This is a genomic window from Bacillus sp. NTK074B (assembly GCF_017303375.1).
Classification (GTDB): Bacteria; Bacillota; Bacilli; order Bacillales; family Bacillaceae_B; genus Rossellomorea.
The window spans coordinates 1-26670 of sequence record NZ_JAFKOH010000022.1; the positions used below are offsets into that span (position 1 = coordinate 1).

Consider the following 26670-nt stretch of genomic DNA (forward strand, 5'->3'; position numbering starts at 1 on the left):
ATACATGGAGTAAGCTTTAGCACAAAAAATGAAAAATCCGAACGAGTTAGATTTTTATCCAATCACTCGTTCGGATTTTTCTTTAGCCTAAACCCTTTTGTCCCATCCTCAACTTCCGCAGGACACGCCTGAAACACAAACTCACTGCCCTAGTTCATGTCGCTTAAGACATGAAATTGAAATGTAGTGGAAGCTCTGTACACTTCCCCTTCCTTCACCAGGATCGAAGGGAAATGAGGATGATTCACAGCATCCGGATACCCTTGTGTTTCAAGGCAAAGACCAAGATGGCTCCGTCCTTTCACACCACCGGTCAAGACATCGCCGGTGAGATGATTACCCGTATACAAAACGACCGAGTCCTGATCCGTTTTCACCGTCATCTTTCTGCCGCTCTTTTCATGTGAAAGGGAAAGGCGTCCTTCTTCCTTATTTAAAATAAAGGCATGGTCATACCCTTCCGCGAGACCTGACTTCATTCCGTCAAGAATCGTTCTTTCTTCTTGAAAATCAAAGGGTGTCCCCTCTACAGAAGTCACCTTTCCAGTCGGCACTTTATCTTCGGCCAGTTCAAGGATCCCATCAGCACTCATCTTCAATTTATGCGACAGGATATCCTCGTTGTAATCTCCGCTCAAATTAAAGTAGCTGTGGCTTGTCATGTTGATGGGGGTATCTTGGTCGGATACAGCTCTGTACGTTATACTAAAATCATTTCCGTTCGTGAGGGTATACGTGACGTCCACCTTGACGTTTCCACGATACCCCTCTTCTCCGTCACGACTCCAATAGGAAAGGCGGACACTCACTTCGTCTATGTCAGTGGTCACTTCCTCCGCCGTCCAGATGACTCTGTTGAATCCTTTGTCACCGCCATGCAGATGATTGCCCCTTTCATTCGCCGTCAGGTCAACACGCTCCCCATGTAAAGAGTAGCCGGCCCCGCCGATTCTGCCGGCAACCCTCCCGATCAGTGCACCAAAGCAGTGTTGATGATTCACATACTGCTCAAGCGTATCGAACCCGAGAACAACATTCTCCCATTCCCCATTACGATTGGGGGCAAGAATTTTCGTGATGGCCCCTCCATACGTAATGAATGACACTTCCATTCCCATATCGTTTCGCAGGGTGTAGGAATCCACTTCCTGTCCGTTTAGTTCACCGAATGGTTTTCTGATTACATCCATGTTCATTCATCATCCTTTTCTCCATTCCTGATGCGCCCAGCGTTACACTTCTTTTATCGCGCACTCGTAAGGCTCTAACACCACTTCACCAAACGTTTCTTCATACCCGTTATGATTGATGATGACCCGATACGTCTTCTCATCTACGGTTCTTGTCACCACTTCGACTCCCGGGTTCGTTTCGACCGTTTGGATTCCACTCTCATCCGCGGCTTTGGCTGCCAGTTCCTCCATGATCGCCTTCTCGATCCCCGCTCCAATGTAATACGCCTTTCCGGATCCAAATGCATTCACCGTCACACATGCGTATCCATTGTAAAATGGATCATCGTACCGGTAAAGTGACTCCGCCGTCGTTGGGTTCACCAGATCACGCCAATACTCCGCGGTTGTCACACAATCAGAAAACGTGGACACGACCGGTACAGACTGTCCTTCATGAAGGGATTCGGATTCCTCCACTTCAATGCCGAGCAGCGGGGACAACCCTCCCGGAATCATGGCACCAAATACAAGATTATTGTCCTTATCCTTCACCCCTGCACGGTACGACACAATGACCGTCCCTCCGTTTTGGGTGAATTCCTCAAGCCTATCCGTCAATTTGCTATCGATCAGCTGTGGCACAGGTACCAATACAACCTTGTACGCTGAAAATTCCTGGTCGTATCTCAAGACATCCACCGCCGTATTTTGCTTGTGGAACGGTTCATACAAACGCAGGACTTCTTCCGTGAAATCAATGCTCGGATTCTGCTGCTGGATCCGCCATGACCAGATGTTATCGAAATCATATAACAAGGCCACATCCGCTTTGACTGGAGAGTCAAATAGCTCCTCATATTCTTTCACTTCATTGAAAAACGTCTTCACTTCATTGAACTTCCTTGTCGTACGGTTGTTGCTGTCGAGGATTCCGAGGCAGTATTGTTCGGCTCCCCGGTTCATCCCGCGCCAGCGGAAGAAGAGCATATTGGAACATCCGTGGGCAAATGCGTGCCACGCCCACACCTTTGCCTGGTTCGGCCGTGGTAAATATCCGATCACATCATGGCCCTGCGCCCCCATCAATTCCTCCACGATCCAGAAATTCTGCTTCTTCAATCCTCTGATAAAATCAAGGGTCATGGACAGGTGCGCCGGGGAAATCGGCTCCTTCAAGCCTCCCCACACAGGGTAATTATCATAGGAAACAAAGTCGAGATCACGTGAAAACTCATTGGCATCAAACCATTTCCCAAACAATCCTCCCGGCAGGTTCGTCGTTACGGTCTGATGATCACCCTTCAACCTTTTGGCCAGTTCCACATGCTTCAAAGCAAACCGACTCAACGAAGCGGAACGGAAACGGGACCAATCGAGCATCATGGCCGGATTATGAACCGTGACCGTTTGCTTTGGAACCGGAATTTCAGAGAAACCGTTATACGTCTGCCCCCAGAAAATCGTTCCCCAACGCTCATTCAGCTCGTCGATGGAATGATATTCTTTTTGAAGAAACTCCTGAAAACCATGCAGACAGCTGCCGCAGTAGCACATATCGCTGCCTTCATGTCCCAATTCGTTATCAATCTGCCAGGACACGATGGCTTCTTCATCACGGTAATGAGTGATCAACTTTTCAGCGATGCGCATGGAATAGTTCTGATACGTTTCAGAGTTAAAGCAATACTGCCTTCTTCCACCGAACGATTTTTTCACTCCATTGATATCTTCATTCAGGATATCGGGATGTCCGTTTGCCAGCCAGGCTGGAAATGTTGCCGTCGGTGTCCCGAACATCACCTTCATTCCATGGTCCTTCACCTTTTCGATGACATGATCAAAAAAGGAGAAATCAAATTGACCTTCTTCCTTCTCCATCAAATGCCAGGCAAATTCACCGATCCTGACCATGTTGACGCCCATGTCTTTCATTCTTGTAAGATCTTCACCTATCAAATCGATATCCCAATGTTCCGGATAATAATCCACACCTAAAAACATCATGATCCCCCGCTTTTGGTTAGTATAGAGAAAATAAGAAACCCGCTCCTGCCCTGGTTTCTTATTTCCATTTCAATATTGATTCAAATCAAAAGCCTTCAACTAACCTCTTGAATGCCTGCTGTCCTCGCTCGTCCCTTTTGAATACCCCGGCATCTTCAAGGACTCGTGAGAATTTCTTCCCAAGCTCTTCCTTCACGATGCCTGAAACATGTTCAGGGCTAACACACTGATACCGGTTCTGCAGCTCCTTCACCCATGGAAGATGATAGTCTGCCACATCATGATTTTCACCTAAGAGGGCTTTTTCCACTTGCCCAAGTTCCTCTTTCAAGCGTGCAGGCAGGACGGCAAGGCCCATCACTTCAATCAATCCGATGTTTTCTTTCTTGATATGATGAACATCTTCATGTGGATGGAAGATGCCCATGGGATGCTCCTCGTCTGTCCGATTGTTCCTTAAGACAAGATCCATCTCATACTTCCCCTCACGCATGCGGGCGATGGGGGTGATGGTGTTATGAGGTGTGTCCCCTGTAAAGGCAAGTACCTCTGCACGGGGATCACTATACCCTTTCCAACTTGTTAAAACTTCTTCCGCCGCATAAAGCAATGCTTCCATGCTTCCGCTCTTCAAACGGACCACGGACATCGGCCATTTCACGATCCCGGCCTCCACTTCAGGATGACGGTTCATGGAAAAAGTATACTCGACTTCTGCCCTTTCCATGGCAAACTCGTAGTGCCCCCCCTGATAGTGATCGTGGGAAAGAATCGATCCCCCCACAATCGGAAGGTCGGCATTCGAGCCGGCAAAATAATGAGGGAACTGATGGACGAAATGAAGCAGTCGCTCGAATCCGGAACGACCGATCTCCATGGGACGATGGGTTTCCGACAATACAATGCAGTGCTCGTTGTAATAAACATAAGGGGAATACTGAAGCATCCAGGGCTCCCCTGCAAGGTTGAGGCCGATCATCCGGTGATTGGCCCTGGCAGGATGGCCGATCCTCCCCTCATATCCTTCATTCTCCACACATAGCAAACACTGTGGGTACGTCTGATCCTTTTTCGGCATGGATTTTTCAAGGGCAATTTGCTTCGGATCTTTCTCGGGCTTCGAAAGATTGATCGTAATATCCAGTTCCCCGTATTCCGTAACCACTTGATAGCTGATGTTTTGACTGATCCGTTTCGTCTGGATGTAATGACTGTCCTGACTAAGCTGGTAAAAGTAATCTGTCGCCTGTTGGGGGTTTTCTTGATAATGGGCAGCAAACGTTGAATTGATGACGGATGGACGTGCCACAAGAACGTCCATCACCCGGGCCGAGAACATTTCTTTTTCATCGAACACATCCTCGATGATGTCGTGGTCCACAGCATAAGCCGTCAACGTTTCAAGCAAGTCGGGAATCGGGGAATCGTCGTGTGAACCCACCTCTTCCTCTTTGTACGCTGCCAATTTCAAAAGAGCAAGAATCCGATTACGGACATAGATTTCATCTTCCTTCCCGATCAATTCCGCCGTTATCGCCTTTTCAACCAATGTATCAACAGTCAAGAAAATGCTCATCCTCCGTCACTCTCCCTTTTGGTCGTCGTATCCATTCGGATGGGTTTCGTGCCACTTCCAGGCATCTCCGATCATGGTGGTAATCGATGTGCGGGATGGCTTCCAACCAAGAACCTCTTTCGCTTTCTCTGAAGAAGCGATCAGTTTGCTCGGGTCCCCCGCTCTTCGTTCCCCGATCTTCTCAGGTATCGGATGGCCGGTCACGTCTCTTGCGGCATCGATCATTTCTTTCACGGAAAATCCCTGGCTGCTCCCCAGGTTGAAGATATTGCTTTCGCCTGTACGCTTCAAATAATCAAGGGCCAGAATATGAGCTTCAATGAGGTCATCCACGTGGATATAGTCCCGGATGCATGTACCGTCCGGCGTGTCATAGTCCTCTCCAAAGATCGTGATATGTTCACGTTGTCCAAGGGCCACCTGCAGGATGATCGGAATCAGATGGGTTTCCGGAGTATGATCCTCCCCGATCACACCGCGTGCTCCCGCTACATTGAAATAGCGCAAGGAAACAAACTTGATCCCGTAGGCTTCATCGCACCAGCGCATCATTTTCTCCATGGCAAGCTTCGTTTCACCGTAAGCGTTCGTCGGGTCCGTCTTCATCTTTTCGGTGATCGGCACCTCTTCAGGCTCTCCGTATGTTGCCGCTGTCGACGAAAACACAATATGCTTCACGTCGAATTCCTTCATCACCTCAAGAGTGACCTGTGTACCGTACACATTGTTATCAAAATATTTCAATGGATTCTCCATCGATTCGCCGACCAGTGAATTCGCGGCAAAATGGATGACTCCGTCGATCTTTTCTTTTTCGAAAACAGATCTCAGGAAAGGCTTATCCCTGATATCGCCCTGATAAAAAACCGCGTCCTTATGAATAGCGTCTCTGTGTCCCGTTTCCAGACTATCGACAACGATGGTTCTGTACCCCTGTTCTGCAAGCTGATACACCGCATGCGATCCTATATATCCTGCTCCGCCAAGTACTAACACGTTCATACGATCACCTCTTTGTCTAATTCTTTCGCGCCATTTCCGATATCCGCTACATAAAAGGCCGCCTCATAGCCGACCGCTTCCTCATACGTCCTGGATACACGATCAATGAAGTCTTCCACATGATCGCGTTCAACAATGGCGATCGCGCATCCCCCGAAGCCTGCTCCCGTCATCCTCGCTCCGACGACGCCCGTCTGCTCCCAGGCAGCTTCAACAAGTGCATCCAGCTCTTTTCCCGTCACTTCATAATCGTCTCTGAGTGAAATATGGGATTGATTCATCAATTCACCAAACTCCTTAAGCTGATCGTTTTGTAAGAACTGAAGAGCTTTCAGCGTACGGCGGTTTTCATAAACGGCGTGCCTGGCACGTTTCTGTTGTACCGGATCCGGTATCGCATGTTTGTGCAGTTCAAACTCTTCTTCCGTCAGTTCTCCGAGAGTATCGATATCCGTTACCGACTGAAGGCTCTTAAGAGCTGATTCACACTCCGTTCTCCGCTCATTGTATTTTGACCCGGCAAGCTCCCGGCGTTTATTGGAATTCATAATGATGATGCTGTGCTGCTCCAAATCCATCGGGGCATATTCATACCGGAGTGTGTTCGTATCCAGTAAAATGCCTGCTCCCTTTTTCCCCATCCCGATGGCAAATTGGTCCATGATCCCGCTGTTTACACCGATGAAATCGTTCTCCACCTTTTGTCCCGTCTTGACGAGATCGATGCGGTCGATGGATAGATCGAATAAACCTTCAAGCATGACGCCTGTCGCTAACTCAATGGAAGCCGATGAAGATAAGCCGGCCCCGTTGGGTATATTTCCGTAATAAAGGACGTCCATTCCCGTATCAATGGAATGTCCCGCTTCCTTCATATATCGGATCATTCCCTTCGGATAATTCGCCCAGTCATGCCCGGGAGCATAATCCAAGCTGTCGAGATCGAATTCCATGACCCCTGTATGTTCAAAATTCAACGAGTAGAGGCGTACCAGGCGATCTTCCCGTCTCCGGCCCACCGCATAAGTACCGAATGTGATGGCACACGGAAACACATGCCCGCCGTTATAATCCGTGTGTTCCCCGATCAAATTGATCCGTCCAGGGGCAAAAAAAACACGATGTGCCTGACTGCCGAGTATCTCTTTAAATCTCATTAAAAGTTGCCCGATATGCATGGTGATTCCTCCTAGGATTTATAGCAATCTTTCATTTGACTTCGTACATTTCGCGGTGAAGAATAATAGAAACCGCTTTCAGCTTTATGATAAAACAACTAAGATGAAATTTCAATAAAATTTTAGTAAAAGTTTTACTAACCTGTACTAATATAGATGAAAACAGCCAGGCCTTCACCTGACTGTTCGTTATAAATACTATGCCCCGATTCCCAGGGGAGAGAAGACCATATAAATGATGATCATCGCAATCGTACAGGCAATTCCGATTGGATACACAATCTTCCAAGGAGTCATATCGACCTTATGTGATTCCTCCAGCGTATAATCTGTATCTCTCGGTTTGAACTTCCCGATCACAAGCATCAGTGCAGAACAAAGGACGAACAGAATCCCTAATATATGAAGGAAATGAAGGCCCGTATCCCAGAATAACTGTGTAATCGCATACAATGTTATGAACACAAAGAGCGAGATTTTCGCCGCAATCGCCGGTACCCGCTTCGTCATGTACCCGACAATGATGATGGTGAAGATCGGCACATTGTAGAAACCGTTTACAATCTGGAGATATTGGAAGAATCCTTGTGGCGCCTTCTCAATGAGCGGTGCCAGGATCATCGCAAACACTGCCAGCAACACCCCGAAATACTTCCCGTTTTTAACGAGCTGCTTGTCCGACGCACCAGGCTTCACGTAGGGCTTATAAATGTTCAGCGTAAAGAGCGTCACTGAAGAGTTCAATGCCGAGTTGAAGGACGGTAGAATCGCCCCGAACAACACAGCGGCAAAGAATCCGACTAGAGGCGTCGGAAGGATCTCATTCACCAGTCGCGGGTAGGCATCCGTGGGCTCAAGATTTTCACCGAACATATTGAACGCGATTATACCAGGTAAAATCAAGAAGAATGGTCCGATCAATTTGAGTGCGGCTGCGATCAGAACCCCCTTCTGACCTTCCTTCAGGTTCTTCGCGGCTAGTGCACGCTGCATGATATGCTGAGCCGTTCCCCAATAGAAGAGGTTGACGAGGAGCATCCCCGTAAACATCGTACTGAAGGGAACCGGATCTTCCGGCTTCCCGATGGCATTCAATTTCTCGGGCGTGTTTTCCATAATCGTGTGGAACCCGCTGAACAGGGAACCATCCCCGAGAACAAACAAACCAATGACCGGGATCATCAAGCCCCCGATCAATAATCCGATTCCGTTGATCGTATCGGATACAGCAACCGCTTTCAATCCACCGAAAATGGCATACAGGGAACCGATGATCCCAATCGACCAAACGGTGATCCACAGTGCCGTCGTCCGGTCCACACCGAGCACTTCAGGAACATTGAATATTCCGCTCAGGGCCACTGCCCCAGAGTAGAGGATAGGAGGCAATAAGTTAAAGACATATCCGAACAGGAAGAGAATCGTCACGATTTGCTTCGTGCTTGAATCAAACCGTTCTTCCAGAAAATCAGGTATCGTCGTGATACCCCCTTTTAAATAACGGGGAAGTAAATAAAACGCTACAAGAACAAGGGCGATGGCGGATCCCACTTCCCAGCCCATCACCGACATATTGTCCGAGTACCCCTGGGCATTTAACCCGATCAGCTGCTCCGTCGATAAATTTGTCAGCATCAGGGATCCCCCGATCACCCAGCCGGTCAGGCTGCGTCCTGCAAGAAAATACCCTTCCTGGGTGCCCAGATCCTCGTCCCTTGTTTTCCAGTATGAAATCAACGCTACAAGAATCGTAAATAATAAGAAGGAAATGATTGTGAATACCATAGTTGTAACTCCTCTCCATCGATGTCTCTTTTTGATCCACATTCAAGCAACCTGAATGAAGACTTTTCAAAATCTTTAAAAACAGTATAACGTGAAAGCACTATTATAGTAAACATTTTAGTAAACAAAATCGTATAATTTTCCTGGTTTTTTACTATGAGGGGCAAGAGTTCCTATAGTATAGGGAAAAAGCAGGGCTATACCAAAATAAAGGAAACCTTGACAACCTACCCCAATATACTATAATTATGTTATTTATAATCCGACTAAACTAATAAGAATTATATGATAAGGATGATGATATGTTTATTAAGATCAACCGTCTCGATAAGCAATACCTCGATAAGACAGGGAGGCCCACCGATGTCTTAAAAGATATTAATCTTGAAATCGATCAGGGGGAATTCGTATCGATCCTGGGACCATCCGGTTGCGGAAAGTCGACTTTGCTTTCAATCGTGGCAGGACTGACGGGATCCACATCCGGCGAGGTCCTAGTTGATGGAACACAGGTCAAGAAGCCTGGAAAAGACCGGGGGATGGTCTTTCAGCAGGCAGCATTATTCCCTTGGCTGAACGTCCGGGACAACGTGACATTTCCCCTTAAAAAAGAAATGTCCAAGAAAGACGCAAGATCCCAGGCCGCTAAATACCTACATATGGTCCAGCTTGGAAACTATCAGGATCATTACCCCCATGAGCTGTCAGGAGGGATGCAGCAGCGGGTGGCGATTGCACGTGCCCTCTCCATGAATCCTGAAATCCTTCTCATGGATGAACCGTTCGGCGCCCTGGATGAACAGACGCGCTCCCGGCTTCACCACCAGCTTGAATCCATTTGGATGGAAACGAAGAAGACCGTTCTCTTCGTCACTCACAGTATCTCGGAGTCTATTAAGCTATCAGACCGGATCATCGTCATGGGGACCCGGCCTGGAACGATACTGGCTGATATCAAAGTGGAGCTTCCCCGTCCCCGGGATGCTCATAAGGAAGAAATGGTGAAAATCGAAGAACACATCATGAGTTATTTAAAGAAGGAAATCGACAAAGTGATAAGTGAGGAGTTGGCTTATGAACACAGCTCTTAAACGTATCATCTTCTTTGCCCTCATCATCGGCCTGTGGGAGTCGGGGTCACGATTCGGGCTGTGGACAGAAATTGTCCTCCCTTCGCCTACTTCGGTTTTCCATGCCCTGTTCACAGGCATTGCCGATCAGACTCTGATCATCGATTTGATCGCGAGTTTCAAACGCCTCTTCATCGGCCTGGGAATTTCTTTAATCATCGGGACCAGCATCGGCGTGCTTCTGGCAAAATCAAAAACCGCAGACGATACGCTGGGGTCTTTGCTGCTCGCTTTCCAAAGTGTACCGAGCATCGTCTGGCTGCCCTTAGCCATCATGTGGTTCGGCCTTAATGAAAAAGCCGTCATCTTCGTCGTTATCCTCGGGGGAACCTTCGTCATGGCCCTGAACATACGGATGGGGATCAAGAATGTCTCGCCACTTTATTTGAAAGCTGCCCAGACGATGGGCTCAAGAGGGTTGGACCTCTTCATCCGGGTCATCTTCCCGGCATCAATCCCCTATGTGGTCACGGGATCACGCCTTGCCTGGGCGTTCGCCTGGCGGGCACTGATGGCGGGGGAACTTCTCAGTACGGGACCGGGACTCGGGTACACGCTCCGCTACGCCTCGGATTTCGGGGATATGAGCCTCGTCATTGCCGTGATGATCATCATCGGTGTCATCGGGGCCATCGTCGATCAGTTGTTATTCCAGCGAATCGAGAAATCCGTGCTCAAGCGCTGGGGATTGGAATCGTAAATAAATCGGCGGGTACTTCCCGCCATTAGGAGGATATAGAATGAAAAAAACGTTTTTATTACTCACGATTTTCTTCACTTTTCTTGGAGTTCTCGCCGGCTGCGGAACAGAAAAGGGTTCGGGGGATGTCAGCAAGAAAGTCGTCATCGGCTACTTCCCGAATATTAACCACGTACCGGCAATGGTGGCGAAAGACAAGGGATTTTATGAAAAAGAGCTTGGTGACGGAACGAAGATTGAATATAAAACATTCCCTGATGGTTCTTCTTTTATGACTGCTTTAAAAACGGGGGAAATCGATGCGGGTCTCGTTGGACCGGGACCTGCCATGAACAATTATATGACAGGTGCTGATGTGAAAATCATTGGCGGAGGCTCCACTGGAGGTACCGTCGTCCTTGCCAGTAAGGAAAGCGGCGTGAAATCCGTGGACGATTTTGCCGGAAAGTCTTTCATCACCCCGGCCGTCGGTTGTACCCATGATGTTCAAGTGGAAACATTCCTTGGTGAGCACGGGATCGAGTCACAGCGGATCGGGGGCACAATGAAGCACGTAACAGGGAACCCTGCCCAGTATGCAAACATGCTGAAGTCAGGTAAAGTCGACATTGCCGTTGCACCGGAGCCTTGGGCAGCCGTAATCCAACAGGAAACCGGCGCGAACATCATCATTGACCATGATGAAATTTCATTTGGAAAAACGCTTCCTGCTTCGGTACTCGTTGCGTCAGGAAAATCGGTAAAAGAAAATCCTGACACCATCCAAAAGATCGTAAACGCCCATAAAGAAGCCACTTCGTTTATTGAAGAAAACCCTGAAGAAGCCAAAGAAATCACCATCAAAGACGTGAAAGAAGTAACCGGTCAGGAACTGAGCAAAGAAGTCGTCGACCAGGCATGGGAACGAATCGGATTCACCTACAAAGTGGACTCAGACGCCGTCCAGGCATTCGCGGACTCTTCCTACGAATTGAAGTTCCTAAAAGAAAAACCGGCATTCACCGATCTGATCGACAAACAATTCATCGACTAATCCAGCAAGGTCCGTCCCTCACGGTGAGGGACGGACCTCTATTATAGAGGGGGAAATTCTGTGAGATTAACGTTTATGGCGTCAGTAGCCGCTTTGGTTTGTCTGTTGCTGGTAGGATGCCAGGGTGAGGATGTGGAGGAGTCGTTTCCCATGAAGGTGGAGGTCGGGGACCTGGAAGCTGTGGATCAGAGTGGTGAGAAAACTTCATTGCGTGATCTCAATGAAGGCAAAATTCTCGTTGCCGATTTCATTTTTACCAATTGTGATACGGTCTGTCTGCCCATGACGGCGAATATGTCGAAGCTTCAGAAGAAGATTGCGGAGGCGGGACTGAAGGATGAAGTCCAGCTCGTTTCCCTCAGCATCGATCCGGAGCATGATACGCCGGAGGTCCTGAAGGAGTACAGCAGCCGTTATGAATTCAATGATGGGAATTGGAGCTTCCTTACAGGGTATTCCCGGGATGAGATCGAATTCTTCGCCAATGTTTCCTTTAAGACTCCCGCTGCGAAGGTGGAGGGGTCGAATCAGTTTGTGCATGGGACTTCTTTTTATCTGGTGAGCGAGAGTGGAAAGCTGTTGAAGAAGTACGAAGGCGTGACAAATCCTCCTTTCGACGAAATAATCCGGGATCTTGAATCGTTGAAATGACCCTATCCTTGACCTCCAATACGTTCTGCAGCTTATCATGAAAGACTACGATTATGATGTTCGATGCGCCTAAGTCCGTGAGAGCACCACGCGATAACCTTCTCCTTATTCCCTTATTCTGAGTCGGGCTTCATTCTTTTTACCCAGTGTTATAGCACAATTATTCGGTAAACAAGGAAATAGGTGAAAAAAAGAGAAAACATTGTCGATATAGATGATATACTGTTAAAAATAGGTATATGGAAGGTGGGTAAAATGATCGACTTCCTCGTGATCACCTCAATCATCACAGTGAGTGTCCTATTATCGTCCGGTTGCAGTTATCTGTCATTAAAGGAAGCTTTCAAACAAAATGGTCAAAAGCCATATGTAAGCAAAAAGGATTGCCTGCTTCCTTCCCTTATTTATACATTCATTTACTGCCTGCTCCATGCTTCGGTCATGATCATAGTGTCATACGAACTATTCAGTCAACGCTTCATCTATTTCGCGCCGATTTTTTTAGTGGTCTGCTTTTTCGGTATATATTTTTCCCTGCAGATATTTCAAAGTGTGAATACATCGAAGGTGAATTTCTTCAAAGGAGGGTTCATTTTCACCCTGATCATGCTGGCAGGGAATTTTGCCACGTACAGTGCGCTGCTCTACCCATATGTGGTGTTCAAGCCCATGTACATAGGTTTGACGATCTTAATGACTCTAGGTGTGACCTTTCCATTTTTCCGGATGCTTCTCCAGCTCAATAATCAGGAAAGCAGTTCCTATAGAGGGAAGCAGCATATCTCATGGAGTGTTGTCATGGGCCTTGGGTTTTCAGGAATCACCTATCTTACAGCCTACTCTCTCCTTCCCCCGGAGAAATATGGATCCTATCTTTCATCGATCGATCACAATCAGATGGCTCCGTTCATAGTGGAATTGGCCATCCTGCTTGCGTTGTGGTTTATTCCGGATCACCTCGCCAATGACCTTCATCGTAAACAAATGAAGGAAATATATGAGAAAGAACAGGCGTACAAATCGTTATATGAAAATAACCTATCGGCCATTTTCACCTACAACCGGCTTGGAATCATCGTAGAGGCCAATGAACGTGCCGCAGAAATGATCGGCTACGAATTGGAAGACATAGTCGGTAACGGATTCCAGTCCTATGTGTTGGAAGAAGATTATGATCAGATACAGTTGGCATTCCGGGAATCTCTGATTGGAAAAGCCTCCAGGTTGGAAATGGATCTCCCTCACCGCAAAGGACAGATCATGTCCCTACAGGTCATCGTCGTACCCATCTATCTTGACGGAGAAGTAACCGGGGCTCACGTCCTTGTGACAGATATAACTGAAGCCATGGAAGATAAGAAAAAGATCCAGTATCTTGCGTTCCACGATGAACTCACCGGATTGCCGAACAGGCGCCATTTCAATGAAGAGTTCGAGAAAAAGGTTGCCGAGGGACATGATCAGATGGCCATCCTCCTCCTCGACCTGAACCGGTTTAAGATCGTCAATGACACATTGGGCCACGCATATGGAGATGAACTCATCTCAAGAGTGGGAAGAAGATGCGTGAAGGTATTGGGAACAAAAGGATTCATTGCCCGGATGAGTGGAGATGAGTTCATTATTCTCCTTCCTGACATCCATAATAGAAGCGATGTCCATAAGATGGCAGAAGCGATTCATCAAAGTCTCAGAACCTCTTTCGACATTGGGGGCCACAATATCATGACCTCCACGTCCATGGGAATTTCCCTGTATCCCCATGACGGACGTGACCTTTCCACTCTTCTGAAGAAGGCGGATATCGCCATGTACACCATGAAAAAGAGTGAAGGGGCTTATCAGCTTCTGTTTTCCGATCAACTTGAGGAGAAAGGGATTAATCCGATAGAACTGGAAGAAAATCTGAGAAAAGCATTGCAGAACGAGGAGTTTGAACTTTATTACCAACCTCAGCTTTCTTTAAGCTCAAACCGGATTGTAGGTGTAGAGGCTCTCATTCGCTGGAATCATCCGGTCAAAGGATTGATCTCACCAGCTGATTTCATTCCACTCGCGGAAGAGACAGGCCTGATCATCCCTCTTGGGGAACGTATTTTGATTGAAGCTTGTAAGCAATTAAGCATGTGGATACAACAAGGATATGAATTCAAGGTATCCATCAATGTGTCCTCACGGCAGTTTCATGATTCATCGTTCGTGGATACGGTAAGGGGAGTTCTGAATTCATACGACGTCCCCCCTTCTCTCATCGAGCTCGAAGTCACGGAAAGCACGACCATGCATCGTGTAGGAGAAGCATTGGCGAAATTGAATGCCTTGAGGGAGATCGGGGTATCCATTGCCATTGATGATTTCGGGATCGAGTACAGCTCCCTAAGCTACCTGCAGAAATTTTCGATTCAGACGCTGAAAATCGACCGAAGCTTCATTATGGGACTGGACGATCATGACTCCAATAAGGCGATCGTTTCAGCCATCCATGCCATGGCCAAACACTTGAAACTCGCCATCGTGGCAGAAGGCGTGGAAACCGAATCCCAGTTGACATGGTTGAAGGAATTGGAATGTGAATATGCTCAAGGATACTATTTCAGCAGACCGGTGCCGGCTCATGAGTTGGGCACCTTTATGGAAGAGCGGAAAGATGCGGTATAACAAGACAAGCTAAAGCACCCCTACTGAATCATAACGGTCATTCAGTAGGGGTTTAGTTTTGTGGATATTTCTATTTCGAAGCCTAATACAGTCAAAGATCGACTCTTAAAGAGAGAGGCTGACTATCATCCCACAACAAATACAGGGGAACTCCGCCATCCTTCACGAGTATCCCCTGACCTCATTTTGCCGCCACCGACAGACTTAATGCCCGTCTTCCCTCTTTTATGTAAATTCTTCGTTAAACCAGCCCTTCCCAAGGGATATCCTGCCCTCTCCTCTGATAATATAGAAGAAGATACATATTTTCGGAGGTGCAAATAGTGATACAATCCGATCTCTCCTTATTATTATCATCATCCTTACCCAAGAAGAAGAAAGTCACGAAAGCCATCATCCCTGCAGCGGGACTCGGTACAAGATTTCTTCCGGCCACGAAGGCACAACCGAAGGAAATGCTTCCCATCGTTGATAAACCAACTATTCAATACATCATAGAAGAAGCCGTATATTCAGGCATCACGGATATCATCATCATTACCGGACGGGGCAAAAGGAGCATCGAGGACCACTTTGATAAATCCTATGAACTTGAAGCAACATTGGAGAAGAAAGAAAAGTGGGATGCCCTTGAGGAAGTCCAATCGATTGCGAATCTGGCAAACATCCATTATATCAGACAGAAAGAACCCCTCGGATTGGGGCACGCCGTTTTGTGTGCCCGTTCCTTTATCGGGGATGATCCCTTTGCCGTCATGCTCGGGGACGACATGATTCTATCTGAACAGCCGTGTGTCAGTCAGCTGATTGACTCGTATAATGAGCTTCAGGCTCCCATCATCGGGGTTCAGGAAGTGAAGGATGAAGACGTATCAAAGTATGGGATCGTCCATCCTTTCCAATCGGAAAAAACGGGGGAAGATCCCATCCGTAAAATCCGCGGACTCATTGAGAAGCCGCTTCCCTCTGAAGCTCCTTCCCGCCTTGCCATCATGGGAAGATATATTCTGACGCCTGATATTTTCCCCTATATAGAACGATTGCAAATCGGGGCAGGCGGGGAATTTCAGTTGACCGACGCCTTGAATGACTATAATCAGGAGCACGCCATGTATGCCAAAGTGTTCAACGGCGACCGCTATGACATCGGTGACAAGTTTGGATTCATCAAAGCAACCATTGAATGTGCCATGAAGAGGCCGGAACTGAAGGGGCCTTTATCATCCTATCTGAAAGCATTACTGGAAAAGGAGGGTATGGAATGAATGTATCAGTGATTGGAACAGGATACGTCGGCCTTGTCACAGGGGCATGCCTTGCGGAAATCGGTCATCGCGTCATTTGTCTCGACACAAACAGAGAGAAAGTGAAGATGTTAAAAAGTGGCCAGTCGCCTATTTACGAACCTGGTTTAGAAGATTTGCTGCAGAAAAATGCGGGTACCGGAAATCTTTCCTTCACCACAGATTATCAGAACGCCTGTAACATGGCCGAAATCATCATCATTGCCGTGGGAACTCCTTCCCGTCCAGATGGTTCCGCCGATCTTTCCGCCCTTCAAGATGTGGCAGAAAAAATCGGCTCGAATGTCCGTAGGGATGGGACGATCGTGGTCACAAAGAGTACCGTACCAGTGGGAACCAATCGCAAGGTGAAATCCTGGTTGGACGCCCATTCTTGTTCAGCAGGTGATTTTAGAGTGGCTTCAAATCCAGAATTTTTAAGGGAAGGCTCCGCCATTCATGATACGTTCAACGGGGACCGGATCGTCATCGGCTCAGAAGACGAATACACAGCAAGGAAACTGGAAAAAATGGTCGCACCCTTCAAGGTGCCGGTTTTACACACCTCTATTGAAAGTGCCGAAATGATTAAATATTCGTCAAACGCATTTTTGGCAACGAAGATCAGCTTCATTAATGAAATCGCCACTCTGTGTGAAAAGCTCGGGGCTAACGTGGAGGATGTGACAAAAGGGATGGGCATGGATCAGCGGATTGGCTCTTCTTTCCTGCAGGCCGGAATTGGCTATGGAGGCTCATGCTTCCCGAAAGACACCAATGCCCTCGTTCAAATGGCAGGTGAAATGGAGCATGAATTCGACCTGTTGGAATCGGTCATTCACGTCAATGCAAAACAACAGGTAAAGCTGGTCGAGAAAGCAAAAGAAACGATAAAAGATTTAAGGGGAAAGCGGGCAGGAATCTTGGGACTTTCCTTTAAACCGAATACAGACGACATCCGGGAGGCTGCCTCTATGGAAATAATCAAAGGATTGCTGGACGAAGGAGTCGGAGTGACCGTATACGATCCCGTAGCCCAGGGAAATGCGAAAACCATCCTCGGCGATCGGGTGACATACGCCGACAATTGCTTTGATGCGATTGAGGATCAGGATATGTTATTCATTGCAACGGAATGGGAGGAATTTAAGGTCCTGCGACTGAAAACCATTTCACGGCTGATGAAAACCCCGATTCTATTTGATGGACGGAATTGCTTTTCCCTGGAGGAAGCTGAGTCGGCTGCCCTCGATTATTATTCCATCGGCAGACCCCCAGTCCTCCGCTCCACGATCAAAACACCTCGTTCAAATGAATGAGGTGTTTTGTATTACATCGCGACATTTGATTCAACCGGAATTCCAATCGTAAATGTCGTCCATTCCTCATTGGACTGACAGGTGATTTCTCCCCCATGTTTTTCAATCAATTTCTTGCATATATAGAGACCAATTCCCGTACCAAGATCCTTGGTTGTATAAAAGGGTTCAAAGATGGCTCCGATGGTCTCTTCTTTGATTCGTGGACCATTGTTTGAAATCTTCAGGTTTGTCTTTCCTTCCCGTTCGTCACAGGACACATTGATCTGTCTATGTCCTTCCATTTCTTGTAGGGCATCGATAGAATTCATGATAAGGTTAAGGAATACCTGCCTTAACTCATCCCTGTTTCCGAGTACCTTTAGGTCCTCTCTACATTGGAACTCAATCGCTACGTCTCCATCAAGTAGGCTTGGGTACAGGAACTCAATGGTCTCTTCCAAATGATCGGTAAGAAGAATTTCTTCTCTCGTACTATCGATTAAATCCTTTCTTGACACATGGAGGAATTGGGAGATGCGATAGTTCAGCTGTTCAAGTTCATGCTGCATGATATCCAGATAAGGAAGTTCGGGATGATCGTTCTGTAAGAGCTTGGTGAATCCGATGATGGACGTCAAGGGATTCCTGAATTCGTGTACAAAGCTCGAGCTCATCTGACCGAGGATGGTCAATCGTTCCTTATGGGTCTGGTCGATATAGAGCTCTTTCTCCTGAAGCTGTTGTTCTTTGATTTCCGTATACTTTCTTACGGCCAGATAAGAAAAACGGTCAAATAGGGTATTGATCTCCTCAATCAACGGCTGTAATTCCTGTAGCTCTATTCCCGAATTACTCACCCATTTGATAATGATGCTCTTCCCAATATTGACATTGTAGACAAACTCGCTGATATTCATGTGAGCGTTGACCCGCTCCAGGGCCGTCTTATGGGCAAGGATGGTGATTTTTTCTTCACTTAGAGGCTTCTCAATCGCACTCTTCACCAATTGAAACATCTTTAACCCATTGCTCAATACTTCCTTTTTATATATGTCGTTCTCTGAAATTTTGATTTCCTTACGCCAATTATGTAAAAATTCGTCTGAATGATCTTCCAGGTATTGTATCAGCATGGTTGCAGCACTAGTCATGAATCGGCATTCCCTTCATTCCGGTTATTGTCGAAATATTCGTTGATATTATCATAACAGAAAAAACGATCCTGAAGTTACTATCTTTGTTTAAAATGAAATGAAACAACGTGGGAATAAAAAAAAAGCATGATTGATAATCTCATGCTCTTAACAACATTCTTCTATAGGTCCGTCCCTCTTACTAACCGGATCCGTTGACCAGGTTGAAAAAGCTCGATCAGAGGAAGGTCCGTTTTGCAGATTCTCCCCATTACATTGACAGCTGGGGTGCGCCCCAAGTCATGACGGATAATCTGCATCTCTCCTTTGTATCTACCATACAAATCGTTATCCTGTGCGATCGTCCCCTTTGGCCTCTCTACAGAGTTGAAGGGAGCTACATCATCATTCGTCCTAGTATCCAACATCCGAAGCACATCTCTGCCCGGGTCGGGGCGGAGTTTGTATTCCCCTTCAATTTCACCACTCCCACTATATATGAGATGGATGATATCGTTTCGTTCATAGTTCACCAGTTTCACAAGCAGCTCCTCAGAACATCCGGGATCTCCAACAAAAATTCCCGTAACGCCCCACCGCTTCAATTGAACCGCACTTACATATGGATTTTGCACCCGATGATCTTCCAAAGTAGGAAGCCCTGAATGTAACGGCCCCCGCTTGTCTTCATCTCCTGGAACGAACGCATAAACAGGAATAGAGAGGGAATCATAGAGAGCTTGCTGTTCGAGGAAATATTCCTCATCCAACCCCGTTCCCGGCTTAGGATAAAAATTATGCCAGGCAATCATATTCCCGGGTCTCAATCCGCGATCAATCCATTGCTGCAATTCTCTTACTCCCACGGTGCTCCCATTGATGGCAATCCGAAACTGCCTGGACAATTCAAGCATCTCTTCCGTGGTGAATCCATCATCCAGCCTCAGGGACGTGATGCCCAACTCTTTCAACTCTTGAAAATGATTGAGTCCGAGCATGTCAGGCGTTTTCTTCGATACATCGGCAAACACTTCAAACCCCTCCCTTTTAAAAAGGGACAAGAGATCCCTCACACGCTGAGGGGTTACTCCTGATTCCTCGGGAATATGAAGGGAGGTGAAAGCAAGCTTGATGCCCGATGAAGAGGCGCGAAGAATACGCTTCTCAGCCTCTTCATCAGACAAATAAACAGAAACCCCGATCATTCAAACTCACTCGCCATTTCATCCTTGAATCCGAACAGATACGTCAGAGCAAATCCGGCCGCGTAGGCAATCAATAGTCCAAGAGTATAATAGAGGATCTCTTCCGCGTTCACTAAGAAAATCAGTGGCAGTCCCGATACCCCGATGGCAAACGTCGCGACATCGAAGTATGCCTGGAAAGCACCGCCGAAGCCTGCACCTAAACAAGCAGTCAGGAACGGACGGCCTAAAGGAAGGGTCACACCGAAGATCAACGGTTCCCCGATACCAAGTATACCCGCAGGCAGTGCCCCGCCGATCGCTCTCTTTAACTTCTTCTTCTTTGTCTTCATGAAGATGGCAAATGCCGCTCCGACCTGACCGGCTCCACCCATGGCAAGGATCGGCAATAGCGGATCATCCCCGATCGTGTTGATCAATTCCAGGTGGACTGGCGTCAGCCCTTGATGCAATCCTGTCACGACAAGAGGCAGGAAGGTGGCTCCGAGGACGAATCCTGCTACAATGCCGCCCATATCAATAAGAGAAAGAAGACCATAGGTAATCACATCTGAAATAAAACCGCCGACCGGCATAAATACCGTGTACGTCAATAAACCTGTAACCAGCAGCGCAATGGTCGGCGTCACAATGATATCGATTGCCTGAGGGATGATCTTTCGGACGTTCTTTTCAACAGTAGCCATAAAGATGGCCGCAATCAAGACACCAATCAATCCGCCACGGCCAGGCAATAGATTTTCTCCAAACAGCGTCACATCCCCAATGGCCGGGTTAATGATCAGGATCCCCGCCAAACCACCGAGGGCCGCTGAGCCGCCGAATTCCTTCGCCGCATTCATCCCGACAAGGATACCCAGATACCCAAATAATCCGCTACCGATGATGGAAAGCATCATGACAAGCTGGGATTCCCCGTTCAGCAAGCCTGCCTGCACGAAGAACTTCGTGAACCCTGTGATCAGCCCTGATGCAATCAGCGCAGGGATCAGGGGAATGAAGATATTCGCCACACGTCTCAGGAGGAGCTTGAATGGTGTCGCGTTCTTTTTCTTGAGATCCGCCTTTTGTTCCGCTGCCCTTTCCTTCAGGTCAAGGTCCCCTGCACCGGCTGAAACGAGCTTCCCGAATTCTTCCGTCACTTTATTGACCTTGCCGGGACCAAGGATGACCTGATACGTTTCATCCTCTACAAATCCTAGCACGCCTTCCGTCTTTTTGATTTCTGCTTTCTGGATGAGCTCTTCGTTATACACCTTCACTCTCAATCTCGTCATACAATGTTCATAGCTTGCGATATTATCAACACCGCCAAACCGTTCCAATAAGACTCCAGCCAGTTCTTTATTCGTCACTTTCACCTTCCCCTTTCGTTCGTTCCAACTATTGAGTGTCCCTCCCATTTTATGTCTATGAATGTGGAGGGACAGGTACCCCTATACGAATAGACTATTTTTCAATGGCCAGGCGGACATATCCGTTGGCATCTTCCAACCGGTTCTTCGCTTCCTCATACTCACAGTCGAGGGTAATCATCACAATCGATGGCTTCACTTCGTTATTTGCCTTTTTCAACGTGGATGCAGCCGTTTCTTTATCGGCCCCCGTGATGCTTTCAATGATGCCGATCGCCCGCTGTTCAAGCTTGTAGTTACTGATGTTCACATCCACCATCAGGTTTCCGTAGGCCTTCCCGAGCTTGATCATGCTTGCTGTGGAAATCATATTCAGGACCATCTTCTGAGCCGTCCCTGCCTTCAAGCGGGTCGATCCAGTCAATGCTTCGGGACCGGCATCGACTTCGATCGCAAGCTGTGCTTCAGCAGAGATTTTAGATCCCCTATTACAGGAAAGAGCCACCGTGATCGCCCCTAACTTCCTTGCATATTTCAAACCGCCGATGACATAAGGGGTACGCCCGCTTGCTGCAATTCCGACAATCGTGTCCATCGGAGTCAGTCCGATTTCTTTCAGATCCGACACGCCTAATCCTTCATCATCCTCAGCGCCTTCCACCGCTTTCACGAACGCCTTTTCACCACCTGCAATCAAACCGATTACGACATCACTGTCCACACTGAAGGTCGGAGGACATTCCACCGCATCCAGGACACCGAGCCTGCCACTCGTACCGGCTCCCATGTAAATCAATCTTCCGCCTTGGGAGATGGAGGTCACGACCTTATCGACCACTTCTTCTATTTGGGGGATGACCATTTTGACAGCTCCGGCCACCAGCTGATCTTCCTCATTCATCATGGAGAGAATCTCACCGGTACTCGCTGTATCAATCCCAAGCGTATTCCGATTCACCTTCTCGGTGGATAATTCAAAAACATTTTCCTCTTTCACAAATCATTCCTCCTGTAAAATCTGTATGCGTTTTCATTAACTCTATTATACTCTTGTTTAAAATAATATTTCAATTGTATTTTATATTATATGAAATTTAATTTTAGAATAGACAAACATTTTTCGTGGAAATAATGGGGGGATTTATAAGAATAACGGTAGAACGACAAATAGGAGTTGGAACACGTTTCCTACTCCTGTTTTGGTTATTCAGTTAGAGGTCCGTCCCTCAAAGATGGGCGCCGAATTCATCAAAGGGCTGAAGGTGTGACTGGAATCCAGGGAGATAGAGTTCGGTTTCGTTCCGGTTCATGGATGAGAGGGTCGGGATGGTGGAGAAATGGGTCATGGTGACAGCGGCACGCTCCCTTTGTCTGGTGATGACATTTTCAGAGCAATTGATGGCAAGCTTCTCCCCGTTGGTAAAATGAACGTAGGTCTTTCCTTCTATGGTGGAGGTTGAGTCAATATGCTGGCAAAAGAGCCACATGCAATCATAATCGGTTGGGGCCTTCGTGGGTATCGCATAGATGAATTGCTGCGGGCAAATCATGAGAGGTGTCTTTCTCGGATAGTCAAGCGCGTGCCGGACAGCCTGGATCCTTCCATCGTAGGTGGACCTGTACGCGAGACACGATTCGTCCAATATTTCCTTTGCCGACTTCTTCCTCGGTGTCTCCATGCCACAGAAGTCATGAACAATCGACTGATGAATCCCATCATAAGAAGGACTGATCGCCATTGTCCTGCGAGTAACCAACTCTTTTAAACTTTTCAAATCGAACACCATCCTTTTTTCCTCAGAAAGTATAAGCCTCTATTATCTGATATTTTAAAGATATGAGACTTTATTACTATTATATACCATTACCAGAATATTTCCATTTTTATTTGTGTATTTTTGAGTAAAATCTCATAATTTGAGGAATTGGGAGATTTCCGGTCGAATATTCTTTCATGTGCATTCCATTCCCTATCGTTCTTATGGTATATTTTTCATAGTATTCCGTGAGCGAAAGGGGAACAGCTGGCTTGTTAAAGATGATGAATCTTCTCAGAAGAGCCCTTCTTCATCAACGGCTATGAGCTATATGTAACCGCAAGCATCGGAATGACCCTGTATCCCATCGACGGAGAAGATCCGGAGACGCTTATGGCAAGGGCTGACACTGCTTTATACAGAGCGAAAGAAATGGGGAAGAATAATTTTCAAATCTATACGCCGTCTATGAATATTGAATCGTTCAAAGTGTTTCAATTAGAAAAGGATCTCCGTAAAGCAATAAAGAAGGATGAACTTCTCTTACATTACCAGCCGAAAGTGGATGGCAGAACCGGGAGATTGATCGGAGCAGAAGCCCTGATCAGATGGCAGCATCCGGAATGGGGACTCATATCCCCTCATGAATTCATTCCCATCGCTGAAGAAAATGGGCTCATCATCCCCATTACCGATTGGGTCATCCAGACAGTATGTGAAAAGCTAAGAGAATGGGAGAGTTTACAGGTTCCCCTCATTCCCATTTCCATTAATATGTCGCCCAAGCGTTTTCTGCGGAATGACTGGGTGGAAACCATTCTTAATATAATAAAAGAAACCGGTGTATCCCCCTCCCTTCTTGACCTTGAAATTACAGAAAGTGTACTGATCCAGAATGAAGAAACGTTCATTTCATCAATTGAAAGATTGAAAGAGATAGGGATCCGATTTTCCCTTGATGACTTTGGAACAGGGTTCTCCTCTCTCTTATACTTGAAAAAATTCAACGTCGATACTGTTAAAATCGATCGGAGCTTCATACGTGACTATTTAAATGAAAGTGATGCCGAAATCACGAAATCCATCATACGCATGGCACACGGATTACGCTTGACTGTAGTAGCAGAAGGGGTGGAAACGAAAGAACAGCGAATGTTCCTCATAGAGCAGGAATGCGATATGATACAAGGATACCTATTCAGTAAACCCGTTCCTCCTGAAGACTTCCAGGGGTTCTTACTCGATCCCGTCCTTATCCCGGAACCGATTCAGCCGGAAATTCCTTTCGAGGAAAACCGCGAAGTATTCAGGATCGACTTTACGTATCCTCTTCGGACTGATATGACGATAGCGAGCGTAAATGGAAAGTCTGCCACAGTAGGAACAACAGAAGTACTGGTAGAAAACCTCGGCCCGGGGGATTAAGATTCCTGACTCAACTGAGGTTGCCTGTTTCACCCGGAGTCATCTTTGATTTCAATACCGTGCTACTTGGAGAACCAGTCACACTTTCAGGGAAAATAGTATGGAAGCAAGAACATATGTCTGACTTCTGTTTATACGGGGTCCAGTTCATCCTCAGCCCTTCTGAACAGGCACAGTTGACGAAAAGAAAAGGTTGAATACGTTGTCCATTGAGGTGTTGAAGACGCCTGCTCCTGAAGGGTGTCCGTTTATTTCGAAGGACGGAATAGAGTATCTAACGATTAATATAGCAAAATAGACCTCTATTGGCAGATAAACAACTTGTTTATCTGCCCTAAATGTTTCGGCACACCTTATTTGGACAAATAAAAAAACCTTTCTGCAAGGTTTAGACCGGATTCAATATAGGATATGTATTCGGCAACTGGCAGGCGTAGTTTGTTTAAGAACGGTAGCCCCTATAGTTTTGCGTCACCATCTTTCAATGGGTTTGCCTTTATCGCACATATATCCGCTGCTATTTAATTGAATAGTCTTCTACGAGGATTTTGGAAAACTTTCACATATACACTCTTCTCTTCACTTCTGAAAAATTTAATACCAATCATCTTGAGTGGAGTCCAAATCTCCTTCATATAGTAGACCGGCAAACCAGGTCCTCCTCCCTGTACATTTTCTTTATATTTACAATTATATAATATAAAAGTCTGAATAATCTATAAATTTTTGGTTATATTTATCGACAGCATTTTTAGACACCAAGCCATCCTATTCATGTTTTGAATGAAATTTTCTACTAAAAAAAGCGCCAAACTTTATTTCCCTTTTCATTAGGCAGACCTTCACTGGTAAGATAGCGCTTAATAGGTTATTCTATTCCCCGTTCGGCCACACTTTCCAATGATCAAGATACGTAGCCATGAGTTAAGGCATATTCCTCCAGATCACTTACCTGATAGACAGGGTTGGATGGTTGAATCGTAACCGTGATATTGGAATTGGAAGACTTAAACCGTAAAAATCCCGACAATCCTCACGTCAAAAACCCCTTATTCATTTTATACAAGGGGTTCAGGACGACAATATAATATTCTCCCGAAAACATGCTCATTCAGGGGAAAAGGTTTTTCGAATGGCATCTTCATATTCTGACTGCTGTACTCTGGATCTGGCATATCTCTTAGTGACGTTAATGTCTTTATGACCAGCGAGCTTAGACACAACTTCCAGACCCACACCCTTGTCAATCAATTGCTGACAAAAGGTATGCCGTAACTTCTGAGCATTCACTCCATATTTCTTTAACATGTACTGGACGGCTCTCTCCGTTAACCTCTCATTGGATTTTGACACAAACAAAGCCTCCTCGCCGGAATTGAACGGTAAATAGTCCTTGAGATGATTCTTCAGTTCTTCAGAAAGCGGTATGACCCTTTCTTCACCATGAGGTGACACGACCTTAAGGCACCCCCCCTGAAAGTCAAGATCAGATCGATCCAACCCACAAAGTTCAGACACCCTTATTCCTGTATGAAGAAGCATATACACAATGGCTATGTTTCTTTCATTCTCATGCTCTCTCACATCAGATAAAAGCCTCTCACACTCTTTTTTGCTAAGAACCTCGATCTCATCTTTCTTATCAGCCTTTTGAATATGAATTCCAAGTGTAATATGGGGCTTCTTTAAATATTTCGAATAAGTTCGGATCGCTCCCAAAATCTTATCCGTTGTAATCGGGCTCTTCCCCTTCTCTTCTAAAAACAGTATGTAGTCCTGAACATCCTTCTGAGTAACATCTCCGATTTCTTGATGATGTCCCTGAAGCCATTGTTCAAATTTCTTAAGTTCTTGATGGTAAGTCGAAATGGTATTTGATGATTTCCCTTCCTGTTCAAGCCACTTTAAAAACGAATCAATCGAAGTACTAGAAGAACCTTGCAAGAGTACCACCCTTTCAGATCAAACCTCTATATACTAATATCGTAGAACTATTGGAAGAAGAAGTCAACTTCTCCGAATGTAAAAAGGGGAATGATAGGATTGATTCAATCGACCGTCACCTGCTAATTGAAAACGGGTCAATGAGGATCGCTTTTCCTCAAAGCAGTTTCAGTTGGAAGTCTTGCTCCTAACAAAGGGCACGACTATAATAAGGTGACATATTTTTTGTTATATTAACCTTTGAGGGGGTTCATGTGAATACACAGAAGTCATATGAAAATACACCTATTTCAACACAAAAAAAGAGTAACTCACAATGAGCTACTCTTTTCTCTATTTGCCTGGCGACGTCCTACTCTCACAGGGGGAGATCCC

General features: G+C 46.5%; 20 protein-coding genes and 1 riboswitch. Of the genes, 8 read left to right on the forward strand and 12 right to left on the reverse strand.

Going from position 1 to position 26670, the window contains the following annotated elements:
* Nucleotides 1-149 precede the first annotated feature (149 nt).
* The 6 genes from JI667_RS20755 to JI667_RS20780 form a co-directional block, all read right to left on the reverse strand.
* Nucleotides 150-1190 (reverse strand): aldose epimerase family protein, encoded by a 1041-nt coding sequence (locus JI667_RS20755; protein WP_206858310.1) that lies wholly within the window; start codon nucleotides 1188-1190, stop codon nucleotides 150-152.
* Nucleotides 1191-1232: 42 nt separating this feature from the next.
* Nucleotides 1233-3179: a beta-galactosidase gene (locus tag JI667_RS20760; protein WP_306465473.1), complete on the reverse strand. Its 1947-nt coding sequence runs from the start codon at nucleotides 3177-3179 to the stop codon at nucleotides 1233-1235.
* Nucleotides 3180-3264: 85 nt separating this feature from the next.
* Nucleotides 3265-4755 (reverse strand): UDP-glucose--hexose-1-phosphate uridylyltransferase, encoded by a 1491-nt coding sequence (gene galT, locus JI667_RS20765; protein ID WP_206858312.1) that lies wholly within the window; start codon nucleotides 4753-4755, stop codon nucleotides 3265-3267.
* A gap of 6 nt (nucleotides 4756-4761) precedes the next feature.
* Entirely contained in the window at nucleotides 4762-5757 is a 996-nt protein-coding gene (galE, locus tag JI667_RS20770) for a UDP-glucose 4-epimerase GalE (protein ID WP_206858315.1), read from the reverse strand.
* Entirely contained in the window at nucleotides 5754-6935 is a 1182-nt protein-coding gene (locus JI667_RS20775) for a galactokinase (RefSeq protein ID WP_206858317.1), read from the reverse strand. The genes galE and JI667_RS20775 overlap by 4 nt, the downstream gene beginning before the upstream one ends.
* Nucleotides 6936-7133: 198 nt before the next feature.
* Nucleotides 7134-8720 carry a solute:sodium symporter family transporter gene (locus JI667_RS20780; RefSeq protein ID WP_206858319.1) on the reverse strand — a complete coding sequence of 529 codons (1587 nt, stop codon included), beginning with the start codon at nucleotides 8718-8720 and terminating at the stop codon, nucleotides 7134-7136.
* A gap of 302 nt (nucleotides 8721-9022) precedes the next feature.
* Here JI667_RS20780 and JI667_RS20785 point away from each other — a divergent pair, with 302 nt between their 5' ends.
* The 7 genes from JI667_RS20785 to JI667_RS20815 all read left to right on the forward strand — a co-directional run bounded on the left by JI667_RS20785 (nucleotide 9023) and on the right by JI667_RS20815 (nucleotide 17494).
* Nucleotides 9023-9811, forward strand: coding sequence for an ABC transporter ATP-binding protein (locus JI667_RS20785; RefSeq protein ID WP_206858323.1), 789 nt, complete (start codon nucleotides 9023-9025; stop codon nucleotides 9809-9811).
* Nucleotides 9795-10550 (forward strand): ABC transporter permease, encoded by a 756-nt coding sequence (locus tag JI667_RS20790; protein WP_206858326.1) that lies wholly within the window; start codon nucleotides 9795-9797, stop codon nucleotides 10548-10550. The genes JI667_RS20785 and JI667_RS20790 overlap by 17 nt, the downstream gene beginning before the upstream one ends.
* A 40-nt stretch (nucleotides 10551-10590) precedes the next feature.
* Entirely contained in the window at nucleotides 10591-11583 is a 993-nt protein-coding gene (locus tag JI667_RS20795) for an aliphatic sulfonate ABC transporter substrate-binding protein (RefSeq protein WP_206858327.1), read from the forward strand.
* A 60-nt stretch (nucleotides 11584-11643) separates the two neighbouring features.
* The gene (locus tag JI667_RS20800; RefSeq protein ID WP_368077923.1) at nucleotides 11644-12234 is read left to right on the forward strand and encodes an SCO family protein; all 591 of its coding nucleotides are present in this window, start codon (nucleotides 11644-11646) and stop codon (nucleotides 12232-12234) included.
* Between the two features lie 255 nt (nucleotides 12235-12489).
* The gene (locus JI667_RS20805) at nucleotides 12490-14892 is read left to right on the forward strand and encodes a putative bifunctional diguanylate cyclase/phosphodiesterase (RefSeq protein WP_206858329.1); all 2403 of its coding nucleotides are present in this window, start codon (nucleotides 12490-12492) and stop codon (nucleotides 14890-14892) included.
* Nucleotides 14893-15215: 323 nt separating this feature from the next.
* The gene (galU, locus tag JI667_RS20810; protein ID WP_414635255.1) at nucleotides 15216-16157 is read left to right on the forward strand and encodes a UTP--glucose-1-phosphate uridylyltransferase GalU; all 942 of its coding nucleotides are present in this window, start codon (nucleotides 15216-15218) and stop codon (nucleotides 16155-16157) included.
* Nucleotides 16154-17494, forward strand: a complete 1341-nt coding sequence (locus tag JI667_RS20815) for a UDP-glucose dehydrogenase family protein (RefSeq protein WP_206858331.1) — start codon at nucleotides 16154-16156, stop codon at nucleotides 17492-17494. The genes galU and JI667_RS20815 overlap by 4 nt, the downstream gene beginning before the upstream one ends.
* Nucleotides 17495-17505: 11 nt before the next feature.
* On the opposite strand, the gene JI667_RS20820 is transcribed toward JI667_RS20815, so the two are convergent.
* From JI667_RS20820 to JI667_RS20840, 5 genes are all read right to left on the reverse strand, one after another.
* Entirely contained in the window at nucleotides 17506-18627 is a 1122-nt protein-coding gene (locus JI667_RS20820; protein ID WP_206858333.1) for a histidine kinase N-terminal domain-containing protein, read from the reverse strand.
* 164 nt (nucleotides 18628-18791) lie between these two features.
* A complete protein-coding gene (locus JI667_RS20825; RefSeq protein WP_206858334.1) occupies nucleotides 18792-19814 on the reverse strand; it encodes a MupG family TIM beta-alpha barrel fold protein in 1023 nt (340 codons plus the stop codon).
* The gene (locus JI667_RS20830; RefSeq protein ID WP_414635256.1) at nucleotides 19811-21169 is read right to left on the reverse strand and encodes a PTS transporter subunit EIIC; all 1359 of its coding nucleotides are present in this window, start codon (nucleotides 21167-21169) and stop codon (nucleotides 19811-19813) included. Before JI667_RS20830 ends, JI667_RS20825 begins: the two co-directional genes overlap by 4 nt.
* A 94-nt stretch (nucleotides 21170-21263) precedes the next feature.
* Nucleotides 21264-22166: an N-acetylmuramic acid 6-phosphate etherase gene (gene murQ / locus JI667_RS20835; RefSeq protein WP_206858340.1), complete on the reverse strand. Its 903-nt coding sequence runs from the start codon at nucleotides 22164-22166 to the stop codon at nucleotides 21264-21266.
* Between the two features lie 229 nt (nucleotides 22167-22395).
* Complete coding sequence (locus JI667_RS20840) at nucleotides 22396-22944, reverse strand: competence protein ComK (RefSeq protein WP_206858342.1); 549 nt, start codon at nucleotides 22942-22944, stop codon at nucleotides 22396-22398.
* Nucleotides 22945-23214: 270 nt separating this feature from the next.
* Here JI667_RS20840 and JI667_RS20845 point away from each other — a divergent pair, with 270 nt between their 5' ends.
* Nucleotides 23215-24351: a putative bifunctional diguanylate cyclase/phosphodiesterase gene (locus tag JI667_RS20845; protein ID WP_368077925.1), complete on the forward strand. Its 1137-nt coding sequence runs from the start codon at nucleotides 23215-23217 to the stop codon at nucleotides 24349-24351.
* A 416-nt stretch (nucleotides 24352-24767) separates the two neighbouring features.
* A riboswitch (cyclic di-GMP riboswitch) is annotated at nucleotides 24768-24856 on the reverse strand.
* Between the two features lie 602 nt (nucleotides 24857-25458).
* On the opposite strand, the gene JI667_RS20850 is transcribed toward JI667_RS20845, so the two are convergent.
* Entirely contained in the window at nucleotides 25459-26295 is an 837-nt protein-coding gene (locus JI667_RS20850) for a tyrosine-type recombinase/integrase (protein ID WP_206858346.1), read from the reverse strand.
* Nucleotides 26296-26670: the final 375 nt, after the last annotated feature.